The sequence below is a fragment of the Roseateles asaccharophilus genome (genome assembly GCF_031458115.1).
Lineage (GTDB): Bacteria > Pseudomonadota > Gammaproteobacteria > Burkholderiales > Burkholderiaceae_C > Pelomonas > Pelomonas asaccharophilus_A.
Genome location: NZ_JAVDXV010000002.1, coordinates 604,889 through 620,784, shown reverse-complemented (window position 1 = coordinate 620,784; position 15,896 = coordinate 604,889). Strand labels below are relative to the sequence as shown.

The 15,896-nt window shown below is 69.7% G+C and carries 11 protein-coding genes; 8 read left to right on the top strand and 3 right to left on the bottom strand.

Going from position 1 to position 15,896, the window contains the following annotated elements; all coding sequences use genetic code 11:
* Positions 1–48: 48 nt before the first annotated feature.
* On the top strand, positions 49–825 hold the full coding sequence (locus tag J2X21_RS07370; protein WP_310326723.1) for a metallophosphoesterase family protein: 777 nt from the start codon (positions 49–51) through the stop codon (positions 823–825).
* Positions 822–2,267 carry a bifunctional serine/threonine-protein kinase/universal stress protein gene (locus J2X21_RS07365; protein ID WP_310326721.1) on the top strand — a complete coding sequence of 482 codons (1,446 nt, stop codon included), beginning with the start codon at positions 822–824 and terminating at the stop codon, positions 2,265–2,267. The genes J2X21_RS07370 and J2X21_RS07365 overlap by 4 nt, the downstream gene beginning before the upstream one ends.
* A gap of 4 nt (positions 2,268–2,271) precedes the next feature.
* Here the strand turns inward: J2X21_RS07365 and J2X21_RS07360 are convergent, their stop codons facing one another.
* On the bottom strand, positions 2,272–2,946 hold the full coding sequence (locus J2X21_RS07360; RefSeq protein ID WP_310326719.1) for a cupredoxin domain-containing protein: 675 nt from the start codon (positions 2,944–2,946) through the stop codon (positions 2,272–2,274).
* Positions 2,947–3,002: 56 nt separating this feature from the next.
* Here J2X21_RS07360 and J2X21_RS07355 point away from each other — a divergent pair, with 56 nt between their 5' ends.
* Positions 3,003–3,329: a YkgJ family cysteine cluster protein gene (locus J2X21_RS07355; protein ID WP_310326716.1), complete on the top strand. Its 327-nt coding sequence runs from the start codon at positions 3,003–3,005 to the stop codon at positions 3,327–3,329.
* Here the strand turns inward: J2X21_RS07355 and J2X21_RS07350 are convergent.
* A complete protein-coding gene (locus tag J2X21_RS07350) occupies positions 3,326–4,534 on the bottom strand; it encodes a hypothetical protein (protein WP_310326714.1) in 1,209 nt (402 codons plus the stop codon). The genes J2X21_RS07355 and J2X21_RS07350 overlap by 4 nt on opposite strands.
* Positions 4,535–4,815: 281 nt before the next feature.
* Here J2X21_RS07350 and J2X21_RS07345 point away from each other — a divergent pair, with 281 nt between their 5' ends.
* From J2X21_RS07345 to J2X21_RS07335, 3 genes are all read left to right on the top strand, one after another.
* A complete protein-coding gene (locus J2X21_RS07345; RefSeq protein WP_310326713.1) occupies positions 4,816–8,415 on the top strand; it encodes an alpha-1,6-glucosidase domain-containing protein in 3,600 nt (1,199 codons plus the stop codon).
* Between the two features lie 11 nt (positions 8,416–8,426).
* Positions 8,427–8,987: a PEP-CTERM sorting domain-containing protein gene (locus J2X21_RS07340; RefSeq protein ID WP_310326711.1), complete on the top strand. Its 561-nt coding sequence runs from the start codon at positions 8,427–8,429 to the stop codon at positions 8,985–8,987.
* A 192-nt stretch (positions 8,988–9,179) separates the two neighbouring features.
* Entirely contained in the window at positions 9,180–9,815 is a 636-nt protein-coding gene (locus tag J2X21_RS07335) for a PEP-CTERM sorting domain-containing protein (protein ID WP_310326710.1), read from the top strand.
* Here the strand turns inward: J2X21_RS07335 and J2X21_RS07330 are convergent, their stop codons facing one another.
* Positions 9,816–12,509, bottom strand: a complete 2,694-nt coding sequence (locus tag J2X21_RS07330; protein ID WP_310326709.1) for an alpha-1,6-glucosidase domain-containing protein — start codon at positions 12,507–12,509, stop codon at positions 9,816–9,818.
* 250 nt (positions 12,510–12,759) lie between these two features.
* Here J2X21_RS07330 and J2X21_RS07325 point away from each other — a divergent pair, with 250 nt between their 5' ends.
* Both J2X21_RS07325 and J2X21_RS07320 read left to right on the top strand, forming a co-directional pair.
* Positions 12,760–14,274: an alpha-amylase family glycosyl hydrolase gene (locus J2X21_RS07325; RefSeq protein WP_310326707.1), complete on the top strand. Its 1,515-nt coding sequence runs from the start codon at positions 12,760–12,762 to the stop codon at positions 14,272–14,274.
* Positions 14,271–15,872 carry an alpha-amylase family glycosyl hydrolase gene (locus tag J2X21_RS07320; protein WP_310326705.1) on the top strand — a complete coding sequence of 534 codons (1,602 nt, stop codon included), beginning with the start codon at positions 14,271–14,273 and terminating at the stop codon, positions 15,870–15,872. The genes J2X21_RS07325 and J2X21_RS07320 overlap by 4 nt, the downstream gene beginning before the upstream one ends.
* Positions 15,873–15,896: the final 24 nt, after the last annotated feature.

Genomic DNA, 15,896 nt, shown 5'->3' with positions numbered 1-15,896 from the left:
GCGCCGACTGTCGGGCCGGCGTCAGTGCTTCGTGGCAAGCTGTCGTCCATGCGCTGGGCCTTCATCACCGACATCCACGCCAATCGGCAGGCCTTCGAGGCCGTGCTGGCGGATGCGCGGGCGCAGGGCGCCACGCGCTATGCGCTGCTGGGCGACTTCGTCGGCTACGGCGCCGATCCGGCCTGGGTGCTGGGCCAGGTCATGGCGCTGGCCACCGACGGCGCCATCGCCGTGCAGGGCAACCATGACGAGGCCGTAGCCCAGGGCAGCATGCCCGGCATGCACCCAGATGCCCGCGCGGTCGTCGACTGGACCCGCGCGCAGCTGAACGAAGACCAGTTGCGCTTCCTGGCGCGTCTCCCCATGCAGGCCCACGGCGAACCGGGCCACTGCCTGTTCGTGCATGCCAACGCGTTCGACCCGCGCGGTTGGGAGTACGTGCTTGGCCGCGCCGAGGCCGTGCGCAGCATGCACGCGAGCCCGGCGCGGCTGCAGGTCTGCGGCCACATGCACGAGCCCATGCTGTTCCACCTGTCGGGCACCGGCAAGGCGGGCGACTTCCGGCCCGTGGCCGGCGTGCCCATGCCGTTGCCGGGCCATCGCCAGTGGCTGGCCATCCCCGGCTCCTGCGGCCAGCCGCGCGACGGCAATCCGGCCGCCTGCTACGCCTTGTTCGACCCCGCAAAGTCGGAGCTGGACGATGCCCGCATCACCTTCCAGCGCGTGGCCTACGACGTCGACGCGGCCTGCGCGGCTCTGCGGGCCACCGACCTGCCGCCCGCCATCGTCGAGCGGCTGACACGCCGGCTCAGCCTGGGCGAATGACCGCCACCGCGCCGCCGCCCGCACCGCCGACGCCGCTGGAGGTCGGCCAGCTGCTGGATGGCTTCCGCCTGGAGCAGCGGCTGCACCAGGGCGGCATGGCCAATCTGTGGCGGGTCACCCGCGAGGACGGCACCGACGACGGCTGTGAGCTGATCATGAAGGTGCCGCGCATCAAGGGCGGCGAGGACCCGGCCACCATCGTGGGCTTCGAGGTCGAGCAGATGCTGATGCCGCAACTGAGCGGATCCCATGTACCCCGCTTCGTCGCGCGCGGCGACTGGACGCGCCAGGCCTTCATCGTCATGGAGCGCATCCCCGGCGACACGCTGCGCCCGCGGCTGGACGACGCGCCGCTGCCGCCCGAAGAGGTGGCCGACATCGGCGCCCGCGTGGCCACCGCACTGGCCGCGCTGCACCGCCAGCATGTGGTGCACCTGGACGTGAAACCCAGCAACATCATGTTCCGCCCGGACGGCACGGCCGTGCTGGTGGACTTCGGCCTGTCGCGCCACGAGCAATTGCCCGACCTGCTGGAGGAGGAGTTCACGCTGCCCATGGGCACCGGGCCCTACATGAGCCCGGAGCAGGTGCAGTTCGTGCGCAACGATCCGCGCAGCGACCTGTTCGCGCTGGGTGTCATGCTCTACCACCTGGCCACCGGCGAACGCCCCTTCGGTCAGCCCGACTCCGTGCGTGGCCTGCGCCGCCGGCTGTTCGTCGAGCCCGTGCCGCCGCGCGCCATCCGGCCTGAGCTGCCGCCGTGGCTGCAGGAAGTCATCCTGCACTGCCTGGAGGTGCAGCCCGAACGCCGCTACCAGAGCGCCGCGCAACTGGCGCTGGATTTGCGCGAACCCGCCGGCGTGGCATTGACCGCACGGGCCGAGAAGCTGCAGACCAGCGGGTTGATGATCCGCCTCAAGCGCTGGTTCTTCGCGCTGGGGAGCGAGCCCGAAGCCAGGGTCCAGCCCGGGCAGCAACTGTCGCGCAGCCCCATCGTGATGGCCGCGGTCGAGGTGGACCGCGGCACGCCCGAACTGCGCGACCAGCTGTGCGAGACGGTGCGCCGCATCGTGCAGACGGAGACCGGCGCACGGCTGGCCTGCGTGGCCGTCATGCGCGTCAACCGCATCGGCCTGGATGAGCTGACCGACCAGCACGGTCAGAGCCTGCACGTGAAGCAGCTGATCGCGCTGAAGCACTGGGCCTTGCCCATCCGCAAGGCGCTGAAGCTGGAAGACGGCCGGCTGACCTTCCATGTGCTGGAAGCGCCCGATGTAGCGGAGGCGCTGGTCGACTTCGCGCAGCGCAACGGCGTGGACCACATCGTCATGGGCGCGCGCGGCGCGTCCACGCTGCGGCGCTATCTGGGCAGCGTGTCGGGCTACGTCGTGGCGGAATCGGCCTGCACCGTGACCGTGGTGCGGGAGCCTGCAGCCGACTGAGCGCTCACAGTCCGATGTAGGACTCCGCGGCCGGCGCGGGCTTCCTGCGGGCGGCGGTGATCTGCGTATGTACCGTGACGGCACTGCCCGCAGCCACGATCTGCACCGGCGTCGGCGTGCCTTCGACCAGTTGATCGGCATGCCAGATGCGCACTCGCGCCGGCCCCTCGGGCAGCGCACGCAGCACCGCTTTGCCATCCTCGCCGCCCAGCCGCGCCCAGGGCGTGTCTGCCACGTAGACATGGCCGCGCATGGAGCCATGGATGTGGCAGCCCAGCAGATAGGCGCCGGGCTGGCTCAGCACCTTGCTGTCGCCGGCGGGCGGCTTGCCGGCGACGCGGCCGGCCAGGCGGAACTGCGTGTTCTGGCCTGGGTCCACATAGACGCCGCCGGCGCCCATGACGCCCAGGATGACGTGGTGGTCCCAGCTGTCCAGGTTGCTGAAGCTGACCTTGGCGCCCAGACCGACGACGGTCACGGCCGGCACGAAGCGCAGTTTTTCCTGCGCGATGCTGGCCTCCAGCACCGGCGCCGGCCGCGCGCCCTGCACGCTGCTGTCGACCAGCACCACGGCGTCGGCCAGCGGCTTGCCGTTGCGGTCCAGCACGGTGACGGTCAGGTCGGCGGCCTGGGCGGCAAGGGCCGCGGCCAACAAGGCGAAAGTCAGGACGTAGCGCATGGTCTTGGCGGGAAGCTGGGCCGGCCCCGAGTCTCACCGCTGCCTACACTGTGAGGATGAGTGACAACCCCTGCCTGAGTTGCGGCGCCTGCTGCGCCAGCTTCCGCGTGGACTTCGATCGCAGCGAGCTGGAGAGCGAGGGCGGCCGCGTGCCCGATGGGTTGGCCGTGGAGTTGAGCGGGCGGCTGGTGCGCATGAGAGGCACCGACCATGCGCAGCCGCGCTGCGCGGCACTCAGCGGCAAGGTGGGCGAGAAGGCCAGCTGCGGCATCCACGATTGGCGCCCCTCGCCCTGCCGCGAGTTCGGCGAACGCGCGCCCATGGGCATAGGCGACGACGCCTGCGCCCGCGCCCGCGCGCGGCACGGGCTCAGTCCGATCTAGGTACCGGGACCGCGCAGCGGCGACCGGCGCTGCTCGCGCATTTCGCGCTGCTGCTCGTTCAGCCAGGCCAGCTTGGCGCCGTACATCTCGCGGTCGCGCGTGGTCGCGCTGTTCTCCAGCGCCATCGCGATCTCGCCGCGAGCCGCGCTCACGTCACCCAGGCCGTAGTTGGCCAGCGCCAGCCAGAAATGGAACTCAGGCACGTAGGCGGCGCGCGCCACCTCCTTGCGGAACAACTGGCGGGCCTGCGCGAACTCGCCGACCTTCATGGCCGCCACGCCCTCGTCGAAGAACTTGTAGGGCGGCACCGGCTGCAGTTGCGCCAGCTGGTTGGAATAGACATTGGCCTCGGCATGCCGGCCCACGTCGCTCAGCACCAGCACCAGATTGGAGATGGCCTGCAGATTGGCCGGCTCGCGCTCCAGCACCAGCCTGAGCGTCTGCTCGGCCGCATCCGGCAAGCCCTTGCGGCGATACAGCACCGACAGCGTGTTGTACGAAGCCAGCCAGCGCGAATCGGTCTGGATTGCGGCGCGTGACCACCAGTAGGCGTCGTCGAGCTGGCCTGCCGTCAATGCCTCGGCGGCGCGGTTGTTCAGGAACATCGCCAGGATGGTGGATTCATCGACAACACGGCTGCGGTTGCGGCGGATCTGCTCTGGCGGCAGGAAGTCGATGGTCAGCAGCTCAGGATCACCGAAGACCGTCATGCGCGACGCGCCGGCCAGCGGCCGCGCGAGGCTGATGTTGACGTGGCCGGCCACAAAGAAGATGCCGTTTGCGCGCGTCCAGGACTCTTCGAGATAGACGCTGTTGAAGCGCACCGGCATGTTCAGGTGGCGCGCGAACGCCGCCGTCATCAGCACCAGCGACATGCAGTTGCCGCGCTTCACGTCGAAGGCTTCGGCGGCCGTCCGGGTGATCTCGCTGTCGTAGTCCAGCTTGAGGCGGCCCTTGGTGTAGAGCGCGTCGATGAGGCCGTCGCGCAAGCCCTTCAGGCGGATCTCGCTGGCCATCTCGGTCTCGGCGAAGCGCCGCATCGCGGGGCTGAGCTCCAGCGCCTGCTGCGGGTCGATGACCACGCTGGGCGGCTTGAACGCGGCGTCACGGAACACATCGGTGCTGGGCGGCTTCATCGGCTCGACGGCACAGCCACCGAGGCAAGCCAACACCAGCGCGGCGCAAACGATGCGGAACTTGTTCATGGCAGTCTCCTGCTCTCTTTTGTGTCGGTCTCCTGGAACAAGCTTAGCCCCGGCCGGCGCACCTGTCTTGAGTCATCTTGCACGGCGCTGTCAGTTTCCTCAGCCCAACCAAACGCCACAAGAATCAGAAGCAAAACTACATCTCAATGTCCAGCAAGCGTCAAAAGCGCCCTGCAAAGCTGAATTTGTCACGGCGATCGCCACACCAGCATCGGGATTTCACCAGCTTTCTTGTGTAGTTTTACTCCAATAGCATCCGCGCACTACAAAGGAGCTGGGACATGAAGGCATGGACTGACGGGCTCGCGCGGCAGGCGCGACGGGCGGTGGGGGCGGTGACGCTGGGCTTGTTCGGGCTGCTGGCAGCCTGCGGCGGCGGCGCGGACGCCCCCTCTTCGGACGCGCTATCCAGCCCCAGCGCCACGGCCGCAGCGGCCGACGAGAAGGGCTTCGAACTGCTGGCGGGCGTGCCCAAGATCGCCGAGGCGCCGCGCGCCCGCGCCGCCGCCGCAGCCACGCCTGGCGCGCCGGCCACGTCGCTGCGCGTGCACTACCGCCGTGCCGACGGCAACCATGCCGGCTGGCAGATCCACACCTGGAACGCCGCACAGAGCCCGGCCTGGAACGCCGGCTGGAACGCATCGGGCAGCACGGACTTCGGCGTCTACTACGACGTGCCGCTGGCCGCCGGCACCGGCACGGTGGGCTTCCTGCTGCACAACGGCGACAACAAGGACAACGGCGGCGCCGACCAGAGCCATGCGCTGCAGTCCGGCGCCAACGAGATCTGGCGGCTGCAGGGCGACAGCAACAACTACACCAGCAATCCGCTGCTGCTGCCCGCGCCCGACATCAAGACCGTGCGCGTGCACTACAAGCGCTTCGACGCCGGCTACAGCGCCTGGGGCCTGCACCTGTGGAACGGCAGCGGGCTGGATGCCTCGCGGCTCCCGGCCGGCGTCAACATCGACAACTGGGGTCAACCCGTGCCGCTGAACCAGATGCCCGGCCACGCCGTGGGCGACGGCGAAGTGGTGTTCGACATCCCCGTGCTGAACCCGCAAGGTGACGTGAACCGCAAGGGCCTGGAATTCATCATCCACGGCATGCCGCCCAACGAGAACGACAAGGACGGCCGCGACAACAACATCCGCGTCGAGTACGCAGCGCTGAGTATCAGCGGCCAGGTGGGCCACATCTGGCTGGTGGAGCGCGACGCGACGGTCTACACGGCAGCGCCCGACCTTCGCCAGGTCTCCAGCACCGACGCCCGCGCCGTGTGGCTGAACAAGACGCTGGTGAAGTGGCCGCGCATGGCCACGTCCGGCCCCGTGCGGCTGTACCACTCCGCCACCGGCCAGATCAGCGTGGGCCGCGACGCCCCCGTGAGCGGCGCCGACGGCTTCATCACGCTGGACGCCTTCACCGGCAGCGTACCCGCAGCCGATGCGCTGCGCTTCAAGTACGTGGCCAGCGGCGCCGTGTTCAGCGTGCGCGCCGCCGACATCGCCCGCCTGCCCGCGCTGCACCAGCAGCAACTGGTGCTGGTGCAGGAAGACGCCACCGGCAAGGTGCAGAACGCCACCACCGCGCAGATCGCCGGCGCGCTGGACGACCTCTACGCCGCCGCCGACAGCGTGCCCGACCTGGGCGCCACCGTGGCCGCCGGGAACACCACGTTCAAGCTGTGGGCGCCGACCGCGCAGGCCGTGTCGCTGATGCTGAACACGCCCGTCGCCGGCTCTCCGCTGACCCGCACCACCACCGAACCCATGACGCGCGACGCCGCCACCGGCGTGTGGCGTCTCACCAAGCCCGCCAACCTACACGGCGCCACCTACCGCTACCAGGTGCAGGTGTTCGTGAAGGGCGTGGGCCTGGTCAAGAACCTGGTCACCGACCCCTATTCGCTGGGCCTGACGCTGGGCGGCCAGCAGAGCGTGGTGATGGACCTGAACGCCGCCAGCACCAAGCCCGCGGGCTGGGATGCGGGCGCGCCGCCGGCCACGGTCAACGCGCCGTCCGACCTCAGCATCTACGAGCTGCATGTGCGCGACTTCTCCATCAACGACGCCACCGTGCCCGCCGCGCGCCGCGGCAAGTACCTCGCGTTTGCGGAGGCCAACTCCAACGGCATGAAGCACCTGGCCAGCCTGGCCGCCGCCGGCCTGAGCGATGTGCACCTGCTGCCGGTGTTCGACCTCGCCAGCGTCAGCGAGAAGAGCTGCACGACGCCGTCGCCCGCCGGCGCGCCGGACAGCGAATCGCAGCAGGCCGCGGTCGCCGCGACGGCCGGCACCGACTGCTTCAACTGGGGCTACGACCCGCACCACTTCACGACGCCTGACGGCAGCTACGCCAGCAACGCCAACGACCCGCTGGCCCGCGTCGTCGAGTTCCGCCGCATGGTGCAGGCGCTGAACACGGCCGGCCTGCGCGTGGGCATGGACGTGGTGTTCAACCACACCACGTCGTCCGGCCAGAACACCACGTCGGTGCTCGACAAGGTCGTGCCCAACTACTACTTCCGCTACAACGCCACCGGCGGCATCGAGCGCTCCACCTGCTGCGAGAACACCGCGTCCGAGAACCTGATGATGGCCAAGCTGATGGTGGACTCGGCCACCACCTGGGTGCGCGACTATCGCCTCAGCTCGCTGCGCTTCGACATCATGGGCCACCACCCGCGCTCGGTCATCGAGACGCTGAAGGCGCGTGTCGAGGCCGCCGCCGGCCGCAAGGTGCAGATCGTCGGCGAGGGCTGGAACTTCGGCGAGGTCGCCAACGGCGCCCGCTTCGTGCAGGCCGAGATGCTGAGCCTGAACGGCTCCGGCATCGGCAGCTTCAACCCGCTGATCCGCGACGCGGTGCGCGGCGGCGGCTGCTGCGACTCGGGCGGCGCGCTGGTCGCCAACCAGGGCTATGTCAACGGCTACTTCTACGACGCCAACGCCAGCGCCTCCGGCCAGGACCGCGGCACGCTGATGTGGATGGGCGACCGCATCAAGGCCTCGCTGGCCGGCTCCATCCGCAGCTTCCAGATGCAGACCAGTTGGGACGCCATGCTGCGCCTGGAGCAGATCGACGTGGGCGGCATCCCGGCCGGCTGGGTGCTGGAACCCGGCGAGGTCGTCAACTACGTGGAGAACCACGACAACCTGACGCTGTTCGACAACAACGCCTTCCGCCTGCCCACCGGCACCAGCAAGGAAGACCGCGCCCGCGTGCAGATCCTGGCCAACGCGATCAATGCGTTCAGCCAGGGCGTGGCCTACTTCCACGCCGGCGGCGAGGCGCTGCGCAGCAAGAGCCTGGACCGCAACAGCTACGACAGCGGCGACTGGTTCAACAAGCTGGACTGGACCTTCGCCGACAACAACTTCGGCGTGGGCCTGCCGCCCTCGCGCGACAACGGCGACAACTGGGGCCTGGCGCGCCCGCTGCTGGCCAACCCGCTGATCAAGCCGCATGCCAACGACATCGCCTGGACCCGCGACGCCTTCCGCGACCTGCTAAAGATCCGCAACAGCACGACGCTGCTGCGCCTGCGCACGGCCGAGGACATTAAGGCGCGACTGAGCTTCCTGAACACGGGTTCGTCGCAGGAGCCCACCGTGCTGGTCGGCCGCCTGAACGGCGTGGGCTACCCCGGCGCCAACTTCGACGAGCTGGTCTACCTGATCAACGTCGACAAGAACGCCAAGACGCTGACGCTGCCCGCGCTGGCCGGCCGCGCGCTGGAGCTGCACCCGGCCCACACCGCTGCTGGTGCGGCCGACCAGCGCGCCCGCGCCGCCACGTTCGACCGCGGCACCGGCACCGTCAACGTGCCAGCCCGCACGGCCGTCGTCTTCGTCGCCCGCCCCGCCGCTGCCCAATGAAAGCCATCGCCATGAACAAGCAAAAACTCCAACGCCTGGCCGCCACGGCCGCCCTCGCCTTCGCCGGCCTGACCGCGCAGGCCGCGCCCGTCGTCGTCGACGTGGCCGGCGCGCAGAGCTTCAATCTGCAGGGCGAGGCCGGCAACACCGTGCTGCTGATCGACGTGGGCGCCAACGCGGTGCTGAAGTCGCTGAGCTGGGCCGTCGAGCTGAGCGCGTTCGCGCCCAGCGTGCTGTCGGAGATGCAGGTCAGCTTCAGCGGCTTCACCGGCCCCGACGCGATCACGCTGACGCCCGACGCGTTCGACTCCGCCGCCAGCGGCAGCGGCAGCTACAGCGGGTACGTGGACCTCGCCGCATGGGCCTTGACCATCGGCAGCGACGGCCTGCTGCGCATCGAGTTCAGCGAGGCCTACAAGGACTTCGCGATGGATGTCTCCGAAGGCGAATGGCTGCGCGGCAGCCTGACCTTCGACGTGACGGCCGCCGCCGTGCCGGAACCGGCCAGCGCCGCGTTGGCACTGCTGGGCCTGGGCATTGCCGCCGGCGCCAGCCGCAAGCGCCGCCACTGACGCCCCGCCGCTTGCGCAGCCAAGAGGGCCTGGCATCGCCAGGCCCTTTTTCCATTCCGCACTCGGGCCGACCGCCCTGCATATCGGGGGTGTCGGCACGCAATGGCGTTGAGGAGACGCCTGCTGGGGATGGACACGCCCGGTCGCCCTTGCCTAGCCTGCGCCGGCTTGAACCTCAATCCGGAGACCGCCATGCCATTCACCCCGCGCTTGCGCACCGCTCTGCTGCTGGGCACCACGGCGCTGTGCCTGACGGCGCACGCCGACATCAGCACCAGCTTCGACACCGGCCTGGACGGCTGGACCGGCGCGGGCGGCACCGTGACCTACGCCGCCGCCGGCTATCTGCAGCAGTTGGACACCCAGTCCACCTGGATGAGCGTCGCGGCGCCCGCGGCCTACCGGGGCAACCTGTCGGCTTATCTGGGTGGCACCGTGTCCTTCGACGCGATCAACCTCAACGGCGTCGCCGCCGACCTGACCTCGCTGCCGCGCTTCGGCACGGTCACGATCACCGGCTCGGGCGGCAGCGCGTCGCTGGTGCTGAACGGCGCCGGCACCGGCAGCCCCGCGCCCGGCGGCGGCTGGAACACCTTCTCCGCAACGTTGGACGGGGCCACCTGGAGCGGCAACCTCGCCGGCGCATTGACCAACGTGACCTCGCTGACGGTGACGCTGGAGTCCAACAACGCCATCGTCGAACTCAACGGCTTCGACAACTTCCGTCTCGCTGCCGCCGTCCCCGAGCCGTCAAGCTGGGCGATGGGCGCCGCCGGCCTGGCGCTGCTGGGTGCGCTGATGCGCCGTCGTCGCAACCACGCAGGCTGATCACTCGACGACGAACACCGCCGCGCTGCGGGCCGGCACGCTGAAGACGCCAGCCGCCGCGCTCGCCTCTTTCGCCACGCGCGCATCGGCGCCCTGCCGCTGCACGGGATGCAGGCGCCAGGCGGCACCCGCCTCGTCGGGCAGGCTCAGCCGCTGCGGCTCGGGCGACACGTTGATCAGCGTCATCACGGCCTTGAAGCCCTTCAACCCGCGGCCGTCGATGCGGGTGGCGATCAGCACCGGGTTCTGGTCCTTGCCGCTGCCGGGGAAGCTCAAGCGCTTCTCGATCTCGGCCGCGCTGGCGAGCCGCAGCAGCGGCGTGCTGGCGCGAATCTTCAGCAGGTCGCGGAACACGTCGCGCGACCACTGGATCTCGGCCGGGCCGGGCGCGATCTCGGCGGCGCGCGCCAGCCGCTCCTTCGCCAGCGCCCAGTCGCGGCCGTTCTGGCCAAAGTTGTCCTGCCTGGGCGGCAGGCCGGTGCCGAAATGGTTGGTCAGGTAGGTCCAGTCCAGCCGGTTGAACCAGTCGCCGCTGTCATAGCTGTTGCGGTCCATGCTCTTGCTGCGCAGGATGTCCTGGCCGGCATGGAAGTAGGCGATGCCCTGGCTGAACGCGACGAGTGCCGCGCCCAGCGCCTGCACGCGGGCGCGGTCCTCGCGGCTGGTGGCCAGCGGCAGCTTCAGCGCGTTGACGTCGAACAGCGTCTGGTTGTCGTGGTTCTCGGTGTAGTTGACGACCTCGCCGGGCTGGCTGACGAAACCGGCCGGCTGGCCGGCGTAGTCCAGCTGCTCCAGGCGCTTCTTCTCTCCCGTCCACGTCGTCAGCTCGTAGCCGCGCAGCGAGCCGGCCAGACCTACCCGGATCAAGTCGGCCGAGTTCAGCAGATCGTTGCGCGAACGGTCGCCGAGCGCATTCGGCGCATAGCCCATGCCGTTCAACCAGCCCTGGCGGCGCACGCTGTCGTCGCCGCCCTCGCCGGCCCCGCCACCGCGCGCCGCATCACGGGCGCGGTCGCTGAAGGAGCCGATGCCGCTGCCGTTCAGGCTCAGCTGCGAGGCCTGCACAAAGCGCGCGCCGTTGGCCACCTCGCCGAAGTTCCAGCCCTCGCCCAGCAGCTGCACGGGCCGGCCGGCGGCGGCGTCCACCGCGCGCTGCAGCCGCTCCATCGCCTCGCGCGGCTGGTGGCCCATCAGGTCGAAGCGCATGGACGCGATCTTGTACTCGCGCACCCACAGCACGGCCGAGTCGATCATCAGCTTGGCCATCATGCGGTGCTCGGTGGCCGTGTTGTCGCAGCAGGTGGAGCGCTCGATGTCGCCCTTGGCGTTGAGCCGGTGGTAGTAGCCCGGCACCAGACGGTCCAGCACCGACTTTTGCGCCTGGCCGGCCGCTGCCATGTGGTTGTAGACCATGTCCATGCCCACGCGCAGGCCGGCGCCGTGCAGGCCCATGACCATCTGACGGAACTCGACGACGCGCTTCAGCGGGTCGGTCGCGTAGCTGCCCTCAGGCGCGTTGAAGTGCCAGGGGTCGTAGCCCCAGTTGAAGCAGTCGTTCGCCGCGTCCGCCATCACGGCGGCCTGCTGGGCCTCGCTGTCAGCCGCGGCGCTGGGCACGATGGGCGTCTTGCAGCCGCGCTCGGGCACGCTGGCGAGGTCGAACACCGGCAGCAGGTGCACGTCCGTCATGCCGGCCTGGGACAGTGCCTTCAGGTGCTTCATGCCGTTGGATCGCGGCTCGGTGAACGCGAGGTACTTGCCGCGCCAGGCGGGCCGCACGCTCGCGTCGGTCAGCGAGAAGTCGCGCACGTGCAGCTCGTAGATGACCTGGTCGGTCGCGGCCTTCACTCGTGAAGGCGCGCGGCTCTTGTCCCAGCCCGGTGGCTTGAGCCGGGGCGACGCGAGATCGGCCACCACGCTGAGCCGCGAGTCGGCCGTCAGCGCCACCGAATACGGGTCGGTCACGCGGTTGCGCACACGGCCGTGCCCGGGCGCGACGACGTCTACCAGATAGCTGTAGGCCTGGCCGCTCAGATCGCCGGGCAGTTCGGCCCGCCAGATGCCGGTGGCCGGGTCCAGGCGCATCGCGTCGACCGCCATGGCCGGCGCATCGCCACGCGCATGGCGACACAGCAGCACGCGCTGCGCGGTGGGTGCCCAGACGGCAAAGCGCGTCGCCCCCTTGGCCGGATGCGCGCCGAGGTCGTCGGCCTTCTCGGCGGCTGCGTAGAGCTCGTCCAGCGCGCCGGGAATCTGCAATCCGGTCGCCGCGATGACGCGGCCATCGACCCCCTCATGCACCAGCAGCAGTTGCTCGCGCAACAGCGAGGCCGCGTCCGCACCCGCCGCCAGCGCAAAACGCGGCCCCGCGCCGATGAAGCTGAAACGGGCCGGCAGCGCGGCGGTGCTGGGCACCAGTTCGACAGCGCCATCCGCACCGGCCACCGCGCCACCCGGCGCCGCCACCAGCCCCGCGGCCTTCGCGTGATGCAGCCTCACGCGCTCGCCGGGCTGCAGCTTCAGGCCAGGCCATTGCACGGTGCGCGCGTCCAGCCAGTAGGCCTCCAGCGGCGCTGGTGCGGCGGGCGCCGGCACCGGCACGTCGGCATTGCAGTCGTCCAGATCGGCCGCGCGGGCGGCGCCGGCAATCAGCGTCAGGCCCAGCAGCGCGACCAGCGTGTGACGGGATGGCATGAAGTCTCCTTTGTTGTTTTTCGATAGTAGCAAAACTACATCAATGGAAGTCACTAGAGATTTTTTCTCTTTGGGTTCGCTATGCTTGCGGCAAATCAGCGCGTAGTTTGATTACATGAACACCGAGACAAGCAAGACTTCACGGCTTGCCATCAGCTTGTGCGCCCTGGCCATGACGGCCTGCGGAGGCGGTGGCGGCTCAGCCCCCTCGCCTGCGCCGGCTCCCGCGCCGGCCCCAGCGCCCGCGGCCTTGCCGACACCCGACGTCAGCGCGGTCGCCATGGCCGACCCGGGCAGCGCTTTGCCCGACGGCTGGCAGCGCGGCGCCTTCATGCAGATCTTCGTGCGCAGCTACCAGGACAGCGACGGCGACGGCATCGGCGACCTGAAGGGCCTCACCAGCCGGTTGGACTATCTGAAGGACCTGGGCGTCACCGGCCTGTGGCTGATGCCCATCACCAAGAGCCAGGACGGCGACCACGGCTACGCGGTGACCGACTACCGCGACATCGAGCCCGCCTACGGCAAGCTGGCCGACCTGGACGAGTTGCTGAAGCAGGCCCATGCGCGCGGCATCGGCGTCGTCATCGACCACGTCATCAACCACAGCGCCGGCCAGCACCCGTTGTTCGTCAACGCCAAGGACTCGGCCAGCAACGCCTGGCGCAACTGGTACGTCTGGCAAAACCCGGCCCCCAGCGGCTGGAGCATCTACGGCGCCAACCCGTGGCGCAGCACCGCCAACGGTGCCTACTTCGCGCCGTTCTGGGAGCAGATGCCCGACTTCAACCTGCAGAAGGCCGAGGTCGTCGAGTTCCACAAGAATGCACTGCGCTTCTGGCTGAACCGCGGCGTTGACGGTTTCCGCTTCGACGCGGTGGGCAACCTGGTCGAGAACGGCCCCGCCGCGTGGGAGAACCAGCCGCGCAACTACACGCTGATGAACGAGATGCGCCAGCTGCTGAACGGCTATGCGCGCCGCCACATGGTCTGCGAAGGTCCGGCCGACCCGCGCGGCTTCGGGGCCGCGAACGCCTGCGGCAGCGCGTTCGCCTTCGACCTCAGCCCCGCGCTGCTGGGCGCCGCGCGCGGCCAGGCCGCGTCGGTCAGCGCGCTGGCCGACTACTTCAACACCGCGTCGGCCGGCATGTCGCCCTTCCTGTCCAACCACGACGGCTTTGCCGGCCAGCGCCCGGCCGACCAACTCAATGCCAACGTCGCGCAACTGAAGCTGGCCGCCAGCGCCTACCTGCTGCTGCCGGGCGCGCCCTTCATCTACTACGGTGAGGAAATCGGTCTGCGCGCAAGCACGGCGCTGAGCGGCGACCCGGCGCTGCGCACGCCCATGGCCTGGAGCGCTGGCAGCGGCAACGGCTTCACGACCGGCACGCCCTACCGCGCCCTGGCCGCCAATGCCGCGACCCACCATGTCGCCGCCCAGCAGGCCGACCCTGACTCGCTGCTGAACCACTACCGCGCGCTGCTGGCGCTGCGCAACGGCACGCCCGCGCTGCGCGATGGCGACTACGCGAACGCCACCGCCGCCGGCACGCTACTGAGCTTCCAGCGCCGCACGGCCACGCAAGGCGCGGTGGTGGTCATCAACTTCGGCAGCACCGCCACGGAAGCCAGCTTGACGGGCCTGCCCGCGAACGCGACGCTGCTGGCTGCCGCCGGTGGCGCCCACGCCGGCAGCGACGCCACCGGCCAAGCCCGCATCAACACCCCCGCGCAATCGCTGCGCGTCTACACCTACACACGATGAACGCCAGCCCCAAGCGACTCCTGCTCTCCCTCGCGCTGGCCGCTGCGGCCGCCGGCACCCAGGCGCAGATCGACACCCGCCCCGTGCCCGCCCAACCGCGTGCCAGCGGCCTGCCGGCGAACTGGCAGCACGGCGTGTTCATGGAGATCTTCGTGCGCGGCTACCAGGACAGCGATGGCGACGGCATCGGCGACCTGAAGGGCCTCACCCGCCGGCTGGACTACCTGAAGAAGCTGGGCATCAGCGGCATCTGGCTGATGCCCATCACCGCCAGCTCCGACCACGACCATGGCTACGCCACGACCGACTACCGCGGCATCGAGCCGCAGTACGGCACGCTGGCCGACTTCGACGAGCTGATCCGCGAGGCGCACAAGCGCGGCATCGGCATCGTCATGGACTACGTCATCAACCATTCGTCCTACCAGTTCCCGCCCTTCCAGGCCGCGCTGAAGGACCGCGCCAGCCCCTGGCGCAGCTGGTTCGTCTGGAACCCCGACCCCGGCCCCGGCTGGGACATCTGGGGCAAGGTGCCCTGGTACGACGCTGCCACCCAGCCCTGGACCTTCACCGGCGCGCTGAAGGACCTGCCACCGTTCAAGTCCGGTTCGCCCGACATCTACTTCGGCACCTTCGGGCCGCACATGCCCGACTTCAACATGCGCAACCCGGCGGTCGTGAAGTACCACGAGGACTCGCTGCGCTTCTGGCTCAACCGTGGGCTGGACGGCTACCGGCTGGACGCAGTGCCCCACTTCATCGAGAACAACGCCAAGGACTGGAACGACCAGCCCGAGAGCCGCGCGCTGACCAAGCAGTTCCAGGACCTCATCAAGAGCTACCCCGGCCGCTACGCCGTCTGCGAGGCGACGGCCGAGCCCATCGCCTACGGCGAGCCGGGCCTGTGCGGCGGCGCGTTCGCGTTCAACCAGAACTACGAGCTGATGAAGGCCGCCAAGGGCGATGCAGCGGCCGTGCAGAAACTGGCCGACTACTACCGCGCGATGAAGCCGGAGATGGCCACCTTCCTGCACAACCACGACATCTTCACCGGCCAGCGCGTCTGGGACCAGTTGCGCGGCGACGAGGCCCGCTACCGCCTCGCCGCGGCCAGCTACCTGCTGCTGCCGGGCACGCCCTTCGTCTACTACGGCGAGGAGATCGGCCAGGCCGGCATCGATGCGCCGCCCGACAGCGATGCGCCGCTGCGCTCGCCGATGAGCTGGACCGCGGCCGGCGGCTTCACCAGCAACGCCACGCCCTTCCGCCCGCTGGCGCTGAACCGCAGCCGCCACAACGCCGACAGCCAGCAGCGCGATGCCGGCTCGCTGTTCAACTTCTACCGCGAGCTGATCGCGCTGCGCCGCGCGTCACCCGCGCTGACGCTGGGCCGCTACGAGGCCGACCAGGTCAACGGCCAGGTCTGGACCTTCCAGCGCGTGTTCGGCAAGGAGCGCGTGCTGGTGGCCATCAACTACGGCGACCAACCGGCCGCGCTGGACCTGCCCGCGCGCGCCCGCCTGCTGCACCCCAAGAAAGCCGCCGGCACCACGCTGCCGCCCCTGTCACTGCGTGTCTATCGACTGGAAGCGCAATGAATCAAGCCCTGATCACTTTCGCCA

Coding starts and splice junctions, on each gene's coding strand:
- J2X21_RS07370 (WP_310326723.1), top strand. CDS start 49: ATGCGCTGGGCCTTCATCACCGACATCCACGCCAATCGGCAGGCCTTC.
- J2X21_RS07365 (WP_310326721.1), top strand. CDS start 822: ATGACCGCCACCGCGCCGCCGCCCGCACCGCCGACGCCGCTGGAGGTC.
- J2X21_RS07360 (WP_310326719.1), bottom strand. CDS start 2,946: ATGCGCTACGTCCTGACTTTCGCCTTGTTGGCCGCGGCCCTTGCCGCC.
- J2X21_RS07355 (WP_310326716.1), top strand. CDS start 3,003: ATGAGTGACAACCCCTGCCTGAGTTGCGGCGCCTGCTGCGCCAGCTTC.
- J2X21_RS07350 (WP_310326714.1), bottom strand. CDS start 4,534: ATGAACAAGTTCCGCATCGTTTGCGCCGCGCTGGTGTTGGCTTGCCTC.
- J2X21_RS07345 (WP_310326713.1), top strand. CDS start 4,816: ATGAAGGCATGGACTGACGGGCTCGCGCGGCAGGCGCGACGGGCGGTG.
- J2X21_RS07340 (WP_310326711.1), top strand. CDS start 8,427: ATGAACAAGCAAAAACTCCAACGCCTGGCCGCCACGGCCGCCCTCGCC.
- J2X21_RS07335 (WP_310326710.1), top strand. CDS start 9,180: ATGCCATTCACCCCGCGCTTGCGCACCGCTCTGCTGCTGGGCACCACG.
- J2X21_RS07330 (WP_310326709.1), bottom strand. CDS start 12,509: ATGCCATCCCGTCACACGCTGGTCGCGCTGCTGGGCCTGACGCTGATT.
- J2X21_RS07320 (WP_310326705.1), top strand. CDS start 14,271: ATGAACGCCAGCCCCAAGCGACTCCTGCTCTCCCTCGCGCTGGCCGCT.